This is a genomic window from Streptomyces rubradiris (genome assembly GCF_016860525.1).
In the GTDB taxonomy this organism is placed as follows: domain Bacteria; phylum Actinomycetota; class Actinomycetes; order Streptomycetales; family Streptomycetaceae; genus Streptomyces; species Streptomyces rubradiris.
In genome coordinates this window covers 528,545-541,012 of the sequence record NZ_BNEA01000001.1, presented here as the reverse complement: position 1 = coordinate 541,012, position 12,468 = coordinate 528,545, and the positions used below count along the sequence as shown (strand labels likewise).

The following is a 12,468-nucleotide window of genomic DNA, read 5'->3' as shown; positions in this document are numbered from 1 at the left end:
CTGGGCGTCCGCCGTGACGCCGGGTGGACTCAGAGAAAACCGCAGGTCAGGTGTGCGTCGCGATCCTCGGACCGGCCGCGAAGGGGTCCTGACCTGTGGTTTTGCCGGTGCGCGCATTATGTGCGGTGTGGTCATTATTTACGCTGAAATGACGCTCGTGACGCTCACTTCTTTCAGGCTCGTGCCGGTGGCTACCGCCAGCACCTCGTCGAGTACGCCGCGCAGCCTCGGAATCGACATGCACATCGTCCAACGCACACCCGGAACCAGGGGATTCACTCCGCTGCCGAAGCGCTGGACCGTGGAGCGGACCTATGGGTGGCTGATGCTCCACCGCCGCCTGGCCCGCGACCACGAGACTCTGCCCGCCCGCTCCGAAACCATGAACCACCTTGCCATGACCGACCTCATGGCCCGCCGCCTCACCGGTTCGAGCCCCCGCACGGCGACAGTGAGGAGACCACCGGGCCCGGTTCCTTCTCAGCCGCTGTCGGCGCCGGGCCACCAGTGAGCGGACTCGCTGGTGCCCGGCGGCTGCGAGAACGCGCCCGTCAGGCGCGTACGGCGGTGTTCAGCGGGGCCAGGCGCAGTGCACGTGCCTGCTGTGCCCGGCGTTGCCCGGGCCGAGGACTTCCGTGGCACCCAGCTTGCGGCAGGCGGCCATCAGCGCCTTGTGCGGGGCGCCCGCCCCGACGTGCTTCCCGTTGATGTGGCTGATGTCGATCGCCTTGCCCACGTAGTGGCGGGACCTGGCGCTGTGTTTGCCTCCGACGATCTCCGACACGGTGATGCGGTACTTGTACTGGGTGTTCAGCTTCAGCAGCCCGTTGAGCAGGCCGGGGTCCAGGGCCACGCGACGGTTCGGCGTGTGCCCCCATGGACTCGTAAGGGCGCCCTTGCCGTTGGCGGTGTCGGTGATGTTCGCCTTGGCAGTGGAGCCCGCGTGGGTGCCTCCCGGGTGAGCGGTGGCTAAGGAGATGCCACTGGTGCGCAGGATCTGCCGGGCCGTGGCGGCACGGGTGTCCGCGGCCGCGGTGGCGTGGACCGCGGAGCCGCTCAGGGCTGCCGCGGCGACCGCCACCGCGATCACGCGGGCCAAACGGTGTGTTGACATGGCGAGTTGTCCCTTCAGGTGGTGGACCGCGGAGGTTGGTGGTTGGTTGCCGGTCCGGGACAACAGATACAGACGCCGACGGCCTGAGGCAGGACGATCTACGGCGATTCACTACCGTGAGTGATATCTGTGACCACAAGGTGCCGAACTGCTCGCCGGACAGCGCAGCCCGTGTCGGCAAGCGAGGTGGGGCACCGGCTCGCCTGCCGCGGCAACCGCGCACGGAACTCACACGCTCGCCGTCCTGCGGCAAGCGCTCGGAGGCCGGCCACAGGATCAGGAGCCGAAGTCGGCGACCACCTCGCCCATGTCGTAGCTGTACACCTCTCGTTCACAGAGCCCGCAGGCGCTCGGTGCGTGTTCGCTCAGCGACCACAGCCGGGAAGCCTTGCCGTCGCCGCGCCCGTGGGCCAGGTACAGGTCCTCCGGCCCGAAGGAGCTCTGGAGTGCCTTCTCGGTGCCGGTCAGCCGATCTGTGCCGTCGACCGTGCGCACGGTGGCCTGGAGCAGGCGACCGTTGTCATAGGCGTTGCTGCGGTGGAAGTACCACTTGCCCTCGTACCGCAGGGCCCCCTGGATCTTGTGCCACAGCGGCTCGCCGCCGAACGATCCGCCCGTCGGCAGGCCGTAGGCCAGGTCGGCGTCCGCGACCGTGCCGGGCGCGCCCTCCACGGCCGCGGTGAGTGCCGTCATGGGGTAGGTGCCCACCCGGCCCGGGCTCGTGCCGCCGCCGTTGAGGTTGCAGTACTCGCCCAGCACCAGGTGATCCGTGCCCGTGCGGTCCAGGGAGACGTACGAGGCTTTGGGCCGGCCGGTGGTGTAGCACTGGTTCTTGCTGGTGTCGCCGGTGTTCCTCGCCGTCGTGAACGTCAGCGTCGCGACCTGCGGCATGACGTAGCGGTAGCCGTAGCCGTACCAGACATTGCTCTGCCGGCCGACGCGCTTCTTGTCCTGTACGTCACTGACCAGGCCGTCGGGTGTGGGGTCGTTGGTTGCCGGGTCACCGTCCGGGTTGAGGTCCATGATCCGGCGCAGGTCGAACACGCGCAGACCGTTGGCCGTGTCCGCGACGTACAGGTGGTTGCCGTACCAGACCATGCCGCCCGCGTGGATGCCGTTCTGTGCCTTGCAGCTCGCGGTGACCGGGCCGGTGCACTTGCCCTCCCGGGCGTGCAGCGCGTCGAAGGAGATGTGTTCCTTGGAGTTGACGTACGGCCACACCAGCAGGACGTGCCGGTACTTCTTGGTGGCCTGGTTGAAGAAGGTGACGCGGACTCCCTTCTCGTTGCAGGCGTCGGACGCGCTCGCCTCCAGGCAGTCCTCCCGGCCCGAGACCTGATCGCTGCGGCCGGGATTTCGCGCGTCGTACCAGCCGACCGCGATCGGCTCGGCGTTCGAGGTGCCCCAGTCCTCGTCCTCCTGCGCGTCGGAGACACCGGTGATCGCCTGCGGGACCCACTCCGTGGAGGTGGCGTCGTCGTTCTCCCAGCACACCCGGTCGGTGACCAGCAGATCAGGGCCGTAGATACCGGTGGCGCCGCAGTCGCCGTCCCGGCCGGCGGACCGGTTGGCCTGCTCCAGCAGCTCGGTCAGTCCCTGCTTGGGCAGCGCGGCGTCCAGCCGGTTCACCAGGCCCGTGAGGTCGGAGCCGCCGGCGAGCCGGAAGTCGCCCGGCCGCCCGGGCACCGGATCGGCCGGCTCGGAAGCAGTGACCGACGGGGTGCCGCCGGAGCCGACCGTGTCGTCCTGCTCACCCCCGTGCTCATCGGCGAAGCCGTCGTCGGGCATGCCCTCGTGCACCGGGACGGGATCGTCCGCGACCACCGCCGCAGCCGTGCCCCCGAGGGGGAGGAGTGCGGACATCAACGCGCCGGCCAGCGCGGTGCCGGTGGCCAGGCGTGCGCGTGATGACAGTCGGCTCATGCGACGCCCTTCCCTCGAAGGTGTTGGTACGGGCAGCCACCGGACGGCGCAGGGCCTGCCGTGGAGTCCCGCGGCAGAGCAGCCCGAGGTGGCCGGTGAGAAAGGTAGGTCTTGCGGTGATGAATCCGCCAGGCCCCCGGATTCGGCTGATTGTCCAGGGGCTCTCACTATGTCGTACCGCACGCCCGATCGGTCTTCGGCCCTGGAGGCCGATGGCGGGCTCGGAGCCGGTCAGCCGCGGTGGACCCTGCGGCAGATGCGAGCGTGGTGATCCGGTTCTCCCGGAGCTACGGCGAAGTGACAAGTAGCTTCCGTGTGATCAGAGTGGCGCTCGGCCAGGGACAGCGAGGCGGGTTCCGGGACTTCGCCGGCCGGGAGGGCCGAGCAGCTGGCGTAACCGATGCGGATGTCCGCGCTCGGCCGGTTCGGTACGACCGGCGCCGGAGGCGAGGTGCCCGGCCGCCACGGACGGCCCGGCCCGCGGTCGGCCGGGGGAGGCTGCTGAGGGGTCGTCATGAGCCCGGGTGAAGGACCGTTCAGGTGAGATCGGAGTGTCCGCGAACGGCCTGGAACGTTCCCGCGGCGGTGAACGCGTCGGTGATCGGCGCGATGAGCGAGGCGAGACGGCGGGCGCCCGCGTTGCCGATCGGCGCCCATAGTGCGGCGCAGTGCTCGTCCGTTTCCACTTCGATGCGCTCGCGTGCCGCGGTGCCGGCGTCGGTGATCACGCCATGGGAGTCGAGCCAGCCGCGCGCGACGAGGCGTGCCGTCGCCGCGCTCCACTCCTCGTCGTCCCACTGGCGGGTCGCTCGCGCCAGAGCTGCCGGGAGGCTGCCGGTCGCGGTGTGCAGAACGAGACAGTCGCACGGCCCGAGGCCGTTGTCGGCGAGTACGACGAGATGGGCGTCGCCGCGCCACTCGCGCGCCACCGTGATCTGCTGCCAGAGCGCGACGAGAGGATCGGGGGGAAGTGCGACCGAGGCGTTCGCGGCGGCCAGCACCTTGCCGGCGTAGTCGGCACCGGTGACGACCGGGTCGATCAGCGCGCGGGCCTCGGCAAGGTGGTCGTCGGTGAGATGTACGCCGACGCGCCGCATCGCCCGGCCGACGGCCGAGAAGCGGGCGGCCTGCCACCGCTCGGGCGGCGCGACGTCCCATACGCCCGCCATGGCCCGCACTGCCCGCGGGCTGAAGTTGTAGAAGGCCGCGAGCGTGACCGGCCACGGAACTGCGCCCATCGCGGCCGACCGGAAGGCCAGATACGCCGGCCCGCGGTCGGTCACGCCGAGCTCGGCCGCCTCCTCGGCGGTCTCGGGGACGAGGTATACGAACAGGTGGGCGTCACTGATGGCGCGGCTGACGCCACGGACGGCGTTCAGGTCCATCGGGCCGTCACCGGGGCGGGCGGAGTCGGGAAGGGCGTCGAGGTGCATGGCGGTGGTGTCTCCGGGGGTCGGGTGGCGCTGTCAGGCGGGTGTCGCGGCGGTGGCGGTCCAACACCGTGCGTCCAAGGGTGCGACCGGCCATGGTGAAGCCGAGGACGGCCGGTGTGGCGTCGGCCGGGACGCCTGTCGAGGGGATGTGGGGGGCGCGCACGACGAGGCAGTGACGGTGCGGGCCGTGTCCGGCCGGCGGGGCGGCGCCGGTGTGGTGGGCCACGCGGGCGTCGTTGGGGAACTGGTAGGCAGCTGCGGGTAGTTGTGAGCCGGTGTCATCGTCGGCGACCTCGGGCGGCTCGGTGGCCGTGGCGGGGATGTCGGCGACCGCCCGGTGCCGGAACCCGGACCCGGTGGGGGCGCCGGGGTCGTAGACGGTGACGGCATGGCTCCTGGTGCCGTCCGGGGTGCCGCTCCAGGACAGCTGTGGGGAGTGTCCTCCCGCCGGGCAGGCCGGGGGAGTGCTGCTCGGGCGGCCATGCGGCGCCGTCGGTGACGGTGGTGCTGGTGACGGTGGACGAGGCCGCCTCGGGGAGGCGGGCGAAGGGGTCGTGGGCAGGCACAGCGGTCGGTCCTTTCCGGACGAGCGTGTCCTGATCTACTGGAGAATCGACGGTAACACAGATAATCGATTATCCAAGGGATCGTCTAGGGTGGGCTCATGACGCAGACGGCGCACTCCTCGACCCCGCCGGGGAAGCAGATGCTCTCCGAGCAGGTGTACGCACACCTTCGAGACGCGATCATGCGCGGGGACCACCCCCCTGGCGCCCCTCTCAAGCCGCAGGACCTGGCCAAGGAACAGGGCGTGAGCCTGGCCGTGGTGCGCGAGGCGCTCGTACGGGTGGTCGGCGAGGGGCTCGCCGACCGGCTGCCCAACCGCGGTTTCGCCGTACCATCCTTCTCCGACCGCCGCTGGCAGGAGATCGCGGAAGCCCGCCGGACCGTCGAACCGGTGGTGCTGCGCATGTCCATCGAGCGCGGCGACGTCGAATGGGAGGCCCGCGTGCGGGCCGCCCACCATCGTCTGGCACGCACTCCGGCGTACGCGCCGGAGGAGGGCGAGTACTACACCGCCGCGTGGGCCGAAGCGCACAGAGTCTTCCACCGCACGCTGCTGGAGGGGTGTGGCAACCGCGCACTGCTGGAAACCTTCGACCGGTTGTGGACCGCGAGTGAGCTGGCCCGCCGCTGGTCGGCGCACCGCAACCCCGGCCGGGACGGCGCCCAGGAACACCGCAGGCTGGAGGAGGCGGTGCTGGCCCGCGACGCCGACACCGCGGCCGCGGTCCTGGTCCGGCACCTCACCTTGACCGCGGCCGCTCTGACCGACGATTCAGGCCAGGCCACCTAGGCTTACGTCATGTCCAGCTCGAACCGGCCGTAGGGGTTCACGTGGGCCCAGAACGGCGGGGGCAGGGCCCGCGGGCCGGCATCGGCGAGGCAGTCGCACATGAACGCCGTACGCACCGCCCGCCCACGTTCCTCGATTGCGCGGTAGGTGGGGTGCTCGGGCCCGCCGCGGGTGAAGCGGCGCAGGAATTGCTCGGCCTCGGCGGTGCCCAAGCGCAGGGCGGTGGTGTACTTCACGATGTGGTCGTACTGCTGGCGGAACAGATCCCAGTCGATCGTCTTGGCCGACAGCACCGGCGCCAGGTACGGCCCCTTCTCGTCCTCTGGGGCGGCAGGCCCCCTCCAAGCCGCAGCCTGACCCAGCCGGCGAACCCCATGGGGTCGCAGCACCAACCTCGGCTGCGCCCTGCTGCCCTCCTTCCTCGCCGAGCACCGCGTCATCCGGCCGTGCGGCACGGATGACACCGAGGATCATCTGCTCGGCCTCCACATCGGCGGCGGTGGCAAAGTCCCCGGCCCCCTTGTCGACGCGGCTGAGCCGCTGGCCGTACATGTCGCGGACCACGTGCGCGCCGGCTCGCGCCCCGGCTATCGCGACTGCCGCATCGTCGGACCTCGCGTACGAGTCGTCCATGCCGTGCAGATTATCGAGGCGAACCTGCCGCCCGGCGAACCAACCCGGTCAAAGCACTACTGGCCAGGGGGGCCGTTGTCATTCACGTCGATCTGCTGGGACGGCAGAGACCACAGAAGGCTCGGCAGCCGGCCCTGCTGTCGCTCGGCCTCCCGGCGGGCGACGGGATGACGTCCGCGACGGTGAAGCAGGCGACGGGGGAGTCGTGTTCACGGGCGTGTGCCGCACCTCTCCCACACGGAGCCGTAACGGCAGCAGGGGATCTAGGCGACCCGTGCGGCGCGTGCAGCAGTTCGGTTACGGCTGGGTGTGCGGATTCGTCGTACTGCGGGCCGCCGTGCCGGCAGACGACGTACCGGTGCCATGTGCATCTCTGTGCGCATAAGGGTTTGCAGGGCCGCACCCCTCACGCTCGTCATGCCTGCCGCGAAGGGCGGCGCGGCTGCCCTTCGCGGCAGAGTTCCTTGCATGGACGAGGTGTGGAAAGTGCAACGCGGCAGGTGAGCGGCCTGAGGTGGGGCGCCTCCGGCGCGGGAGTCGTCAGGCGGCGGGTTTTGGACGCGATCCAATTGTGTTGACGTTTCAGTACGCCGGTCCTCAGCCAAGGAGCGTCACATGCGTCTTCATCAGGGGAAGCGACCTGCCTCGTCGGGCGGCCAGGACAGGAACTTACGCGCTGCCGCTCCAGGCGGGTTGCTGGGGCTGCAGGCCGGCATCGGTAACCAGGCCGTACTGCGGATGATGCGCCGGGACCGCGGCGAGGAAGAGAGTGCGGACAGCGGTGAGCGCGGGCATGAGGATGCCGTTCAGCGCACCCCTGACCGCTCCGATGTAGAGGCTGGTCTGCGTGCGCCCGGCCGTCCACTTGACCCGTCGACGCTGGCCCGTAAAGAGGAGCAGTTCCAGGCCGACCTCTCCGGCGTCCGGTTGCACAGCGGTGCGGCCGCGGAGCGGGCTGCCGCCGCCGTCCAGGCACGAGCGTTCACGGTCAACCAGGACATCGTGATCGGCAGAGGGGGCTGGGACAGCAAGACGCTGGACCATGAACTCACTCACGCGGTGCGCAACCAGCAGAAGCCCTCGGTCGGGCATCCGACGGGCGGTGGGTTCTCCATGACGCACACGGGCGACGCGGAGGAACGTGAAGCGGACGCGAACTCTGAGCGGATGAGTTCGGGCGGCCCCAGCAGCGTCCAGGGAGAGGGCGCGGGCGTGCGGCACGGTACCACCGCCGGCGTAGCGTCCGAACCCCGCCTGCAGCGCTATGCGAACGATCCGGACAACCCGGCCGCGCCCCAGTACGACGAGGCTTCCGGCGATCAGCTTCCGGCCTTCGCCGTGAATCAACCCGTGGTCACCGTGCGGCTCGATGAACAGGGCGAGTTCCAGGGCGGCCTCAGCCGGTACGGAGCGGCGGCAGAACCGGTAACCCTGTCCTGGTCCAACGATCAGACAGTGGCCATGAACTCTCAGTTCGGCGCCAAGGAGTTCTACGCCACCGCTGCCGTCCTCGACGCGGCCAACAAGGCTCTCGCGGAAGCGGGCAGCTATGTCCGCCTGGCCAAGGGCGGTCATTCCCTGACCAGTTCGAACGGGAACCGGCTCAGCGTGGTGCGGCCCCGGGCCGCAGGGGACCGGGACGAAGTAGTCCTCACCAAGTTCATGCACCTGGTGCAGAACGAGTGCGTCGAGGTCGCGGAGAAACTGACCAGCGGACGCCTGCTCGATCAGGGGATCTTCCGCGGCCCCGACGGGAAGGGCGTCACCGCGCCCATCGGCACCCGCGGCGCCTCACTGCCACGACTCGCCGACGCGTTGACCTCCTCCAAGCCGCCGATGACTCCCGAGCAGGCAGCACGCGCCGTCCAGACAGGCGACCCGACCGTAGCCCCCGGCGAGGCCTACGGCACCAGCCTCCGCAACCAGCGGCTCCGGCAACAAGAGCATGCCATCGGTATCAACGAACACGCCCGAGGCCAGGTCGGCGAGGCACTGACCACACAGACCATCGGTTCCCGGACCAGCCCCGGAGAGAAAGACACATTCGACTACTCCCGCAACCGGGTCCACACCGGACGAATCTGGTCCTACCACTACGCCACGCTGGTGGCGCAGAGCAGTGATGGCGCCGACCAGATCACCATGGAGAACTTCAACCGCTCAGCGCTGATGGAAGAACTCCTGCAGGAGGCGGCCAAGCAGACGGCCCAGGCCTACGTAGAGGCAAACCCGGGCAAGGTCATGCCGGCCGAAGAAGCCAGGCAGGTAGCCCGGAGGCTGCTGGAGCAGGAAACCAAGTCCGCGATGGGCGACATGTGGTACTTCAGAATGTACGAGCCGGGAGGCGAACGCAGTTTCCACGCGAAGAACCGCGACGACGCCCTCAACCCGATGACCGTCGCCACCACCAGCATCCCTCACCTGCGCTTCGAGGAACACTCGGACACTCTGACGTCGCTCAGCAAGAGCCAGCTGCAACGGACAGCCGAGATGTGGCGGCAGTCGTCAGCGCCGATCGTCGTCGAAGGACACGCCCGCGGCGGTACCTTCGCGCTCAGGAACCTGGCCGAGAAGCGCGCCGAAGCCGTCGTCACCGAACTGGTGCGCCAGGGCATAGCCCGCGACCGCATCACCGTGAAAACCAACTCGCGAAGTGACCAAGCATTCGCAGCTGTCTATCCCGCTGACCGACCGGAGCACTACGTGCCCGGCCCCCGCTGACCCAGTGCAGCACCTGCTGACCCGGCAACGCGGGCCCTCGACCGAGGCCGAGGTGCGCGCCTACCCGCACGGCCGCCAACCCGGGCTCTGCAACAGGAACGAGGGCACGTGGTACCGCGGGGCCGTCCGCGCCCCCGCGCCGCTCTCCCGGCGCCGGCGCCGACTCCGCGGGCTGACGCCGGCCGGAACCAGCGGCTCCGCCTGGCCGCCTGTTTTCAGCGCGAACGGTGGGCCTCGGCGGGTTTCGGCAGTGTGATCAGTCGTGCGGCCGGTCCGGCACGGTCATCGCCGGACGGGTGGTCAGCGCCGGCGGTTGTTGCTGGTGTGGTCGACAGCGAACTCCAGTATCAGTCCGTTGGGGTCCGTGATGTACAGCGAGACGCAGTACCCGTGGTCGACCACGTGGGCGTTCGTCTCCGCATGGCCGGCCGCCGTGACGCGCTCGCGTATGGCTTCCTGGGCCGCCGCCTCGACCTTGAAGGCGATGTGGCGCACGCGCTGCCGTCGGGGCCGGCTGCCAACTGGCCTGCGCCTGCGATCTGCGGATCGCCGCGGACGGCGCGCTCCTGGCATGCCCGTCGCCCGCTGGGGCATCTTTGTCCGTCGAGTTTCGCCGGCCGTCTCGCCCTGTTGACCGGTCCGGCGCGGGCGCGCGAACTGCTCTGCACAGGGCGTTCGGTGACGGGAGCGGAGGCGCTCGGCATGGGACCGGTCTCGGTGAGTGTCTTTGCCCTGGCATTGGAGGCGGCCACGGCAGAGGTGACCGACGCGATCACGGCCCATCCTCCTGAGGCGCCCGGCACGCCGGCCCTGGTGGCAGTCAGGTGCGCGACGCTTCTCGACGTCGCGCACCGCGGGTCGGCCGACCTCCGCACCCCAGCGGCACCTCTTGAGGACCGAGCAAGCGGGCACGCGCCGGCCGTCGGCCCGCCGGGGCTCGCAGGACTCAGTGACGGGCCGTCTCCGGGCTGCGCCGTACGCCCACGACAGCGAGCAGGGCGCCGACCACACACAGGACGCCGGAGACCAGCACGGCGCTGTGGACGCCGTTCATGAACGCCTGGTGGCTGCCCTCGACGACCGCCGACTTGAACGAGGCGGGCATGTCGCCGGAGACCGGGGCGACACCCATGGCCACCGCGTCGCTCGCCTCCGACAGTTCACCGGCCGCACCGGCGGGCACGCCGGAGGAGACCAGCTCCCCGTTCAGGGTCGAGCCGACCCGGCCGCTGATGAGGGAGACCAGGACGGACGTGCCGAGCGCGCCGCCGACCTGCAGGGCGGTGGCCTGCAGACCACCCGCGACCCCGCCGTCCTTGACCGGAGCGTTGCCGACGATGGCGTCGGACGAGGACGCCATCACCATGCCGACGCCGAGGCCGAGCGCGATGAACGGCGGCCACATCACGGCGTACGAGGAGTGCGCGCCCCAGCCGAGCATCGTGAAGCAGGCGACGGCCTGGAGGGCCATGCCGAGCGGCATCGTCAGGCGCGGGCCGAACCGCTCGGTGAGCGCGGCGCCCAGCGGAGAGGCGACCACGGAGGCCAGGCTGAGCGGCAGGGTGCGCACGCCGGCCTCGACGGGCGTGAAGCCCCGCACGTTCTGCAGGTACAGCATCACGAAGAAGATCACGCCGAGCAGGATGAAGAAGTTCAGCGCGGTGATGACGGTACCGATGGTCAGCGCCGGGTTGCGGAAGAGACGCATGGGCAGCAGCGGGTGCGCCACGCGGGTCTCGTACCAGCCGAAGAACAGCAGGATCGCGGCGCCCGCGCCGATGGCGCCCAGGGTGCCTGCCGAGGTCCAGCCCCACGTCTCGCCCTTGACGACACCGAAGACGACGGCGAGCAGGCCGAGCGCGAGCAGCACGACGCCGGGGATGTCGAACTTCTCCCGCGCCGCCGCGGTGTTCTTGGTCTGCGGCAGGACCGCCATGCTGAAGGCAAGCGCGATGACGCCGATGGGGGCGTTGATGTAGAAGACCGACTCCCAGTCGACGTGCTCGACGAGCAGACCGCCCACGATCGGACCGAGCGCCGTCGAGACCGACGACACCATGGCCCAGATGCCCACGGCCATGCCGAACTTCTTCGGCGGGAAGACGGCGCGCAGCATGCCGAGGGTGTTGGGCATCAGCAGCGCCCCGAAGAAGCCCTGGAAGGCGCGGAAGACGATGACGCCTTCGATGGACCCGGCCACGCCGATGGCGACGGAGGCGAGGGTGAAGCCGGCGACGCCGATCAAGTAGAAGGTGCGGCGGCCGAAGCGGTCACCGAGCTTGCCGCCCAGGATGAGGGCGGCGGCGAGGGCGAGCAGGTAGGCGTTGGTGACCCACTGCAGGTCGGCGGTGGAGGCGTTCAGGTCCCGGCCGATCTCCGGGTTGGCGATCGAGACGACCGAGCCGTCCAGGCCGACCATGAACAGGCCGAAGGCGACGGCGACGAGGGTCAGCCACGGGTTGGCCCGGCGGCCGCTCGGTTCTGTCGTGCGCGCCGAACGATCGTGCGGGGCAGTGGAGTTCAGTACTTCGGGGGGCATGCGCGGGTGATTCCTCGATCAGACAGGGGGAGGTGAAGGGACGGACTGCGGCGTACGCCTGTGCGCGTCCGCGCAGGATGACCGGCCGTGTCCGGCGCGGGTGCGACCGGACACGGCCGGGAGAGAGAGTGAGAGAAGGTGTGGAAGGCGGAAAAGGCGTAGACGGGCACCCGCCGGTGCCGCGTACGGGCCGGGCCCGTACGCGGTCAGCCGATGGCCGGGTGAAGGCGCTCGTTCAGCTCCTGCAGGGAGGACAGCGCCGAGCCGAGGGCGTCGAGCTCGCCGTCGGTCATCGTGTGCAGCACCCGGGCGACCTGTTCGCCCATGAGGCGCTGGACCTCCGCCAGCTGCTGCCGGGAGGCTGCGGTGAGGTGCAGATGCGCGATGCGCTTGTCCTCGGGGTCCTGCCGGCGCTCCAGCAGGCCCTGCTCGGTCAGCTGGGTGACCAGGGCGCTGACGTTGTTGGGCTTCATCAGCAGAGCCTCTGCCGCCCTGCGGACGGTGACGCCGTCATGGGACGCGACATGACGCAGCAGTGCGAGCTGCGCCTCCGGCGGCTTCGGATGCGGAAACTCCGGGCCGATCCGCCGCTCCATGGCCCGGGCCAGCGCGGGCAGACACGCCACGAGCCCGGCGGCTACGCGGTCGATGTCCTGGGCGGACGCACTGGTCTCGAGCATGAGAGCATCGTAGGTCCATGGTTATAGCTATGTCAAGATACCTATATGACCCCCGAACGCCCTCCGTG

General features: G+C 70.1%; 9 protein-coding genes and 3 pseudogenes. 3 read left to right on the top strand and 9 right to left on the bottom strand.

Features of this window, described 5'->3' with window-relative positions; translation table 11 throughout:
• Positions 1 to 186: 186 nt before the first annotated feature.
• Positions 187 to 511, top strand: a pseudogene (locus Srubr_RS02605) (transposase); the annotation flags it as partial.
• 60 nt (positions 512 to 571) lie between these two features.
• Here Srubr_RS02605 and Srubr_RS02600 read toward each other — a convergent pair.
• From Srubr_RS02600 to Srubr_RS02585, 4 genes and pseudogenes are all read right to left on the bottom strand, one after another.
• A complete protein-coding gene (locus Srubr_RS02600; protein WP_189993255.1) occupies positions 572 to 1,114 on the bottom strand; it encodes a hypothetical protein in 543 nt (180 codons plus the stop codon).
• 276 nt (positions 1,115 to 1,390) lie between these two features.
• Entirely contained in the window at positions 1,391 to 3,037 is a 1,647-nt protein-coding gene (locus tag Srubr_RS02595) for a hypothetical protein (protein ID WP_189993253.1), read from the bottom strand.
• 536 nt (positions 3,038 to 3,573) lie between these two features.
• On the bottom strand, positions 3,574 to 4,470 hold the full coding sequence (locus Srubr_RS02590) for an SCO6745 family protein (RefSeq protein ID WP_189993251.1): 897 nt from the start codon (positions 4,468 to 4,470) through the stop codon (positions 3,574 to 3,576).
• A gap of 33 nt (positions 4,471 to 4,503) precedes the next feature.
• Positions 4,504 to 5,036: pseudogene (locus Srubr_RS02585) on the bottom strand (YbhB/YbcL family Raf kinase inhibitor-like protein).
• A 98-nt stretch (positions 5,037 to 5,134) separates the two neighbouring features.
• Between Srubr_RS02585 and Srubr_RS02580 the strand changes: the two are divergent.
• Entirely contained in the window at positions 5,135 to 5,827 is a 693-nt protein-coding gene (locus tag Srubr_RS02580; protein ID WP_189993250.1) for a GntR family transcriptional regulator, read from the top strand.
• 2 nt (positions 5,828 to 5,829) lie between these two features.
• Here Srubr_RS02580 and Srubr_RS02575 read toward each other — a convergent pair whose 3' ends face one another.
• Both Srubr_RS02575 and Srubr_RS02570 read right to left on the bottom strand, forming a co-directional pair.
• Positions 5,830 to 6,267, bottom strand: a complete 438-nt coding sequence (locus tag Srubr_RS02575) for a Tn3 family transposase (protein ID WP_268257576.1) — start codon at positions 6,265 to 6,267, stop codon at positions 5,830 to 5,832.
• A pseudogene (locus tag Srubr_RS02570) lies at positions 6,221 to 6,460 on the bottom strand (inositol monophosphatase family protein); the annotation flags it as partial. The pseudogene Srubr_RS02570 and the gene Srubr_RS02575, both read right to left, overlap by 47 nt.
• A 615-nt stretch (positions 6,461 to 7,075) precedes the next feature.
• Between Srubr_RS02570 and Srubr_RS02565 the strand changes: the two are divergent.
• Entirely contained in the window at positions 7,076 to 9,181 is a 2,106-nt protein-coding gene (locus Srubr_RS02565; RefSeq protein WP_189993248.1) for an eCIS core domain-containing protein, read from the top strand.
• Positions 9,182 to 9,481: 300 nt separating this feature from the next.
• Here the strand turns inward: Srubr_RS02565 and Srubr_RS02560 are convergent, their stop codons facing one another.
• The 3 genes from Srubr_RS02560 to Srubr_RS02550 form a co-directional block, all read right to left on the bottom strand.
• A complete protein-coding gene (locus Srubr_RS02560; RefSeq protein WP_189993246.1) occupies positions 9,482 to 9,676 on the bottom strand; it encodes a VOC family protein in 195 nt (64 codons plus the stop codon).
• A 451-nt stretch (positions 9,677 to 10,127) separates the two neighbouring features.
• Complete coding sequence (locus Srubr_RS02555) at positions 10,128 to 11,720, bottom strand: MFS transporter (RefSeq protein ID WP_229926593.1); 1,593 nt, start codon at positions 11,718 to 11,720, stop codon at positions 10,128 to 10,130.
• A gap of 206 nt (positions 11,721 to 11,926) precedes the next feature.
• On the bottom strand, positions 11,927 to 12,400 hold the full coding sequence (locus Srubr_RS02550; RefSeq protein ID WP_189993244.1) for a MarR family winged helix-turn-helix transcriptional regulator: 474 nt from the start codon (positions 12,398 to 12,400) through the stop codon (positions 11,927 to 11,929).
• Positions 12,401 to 12,468: the final 68 nt, after the last annotated feature.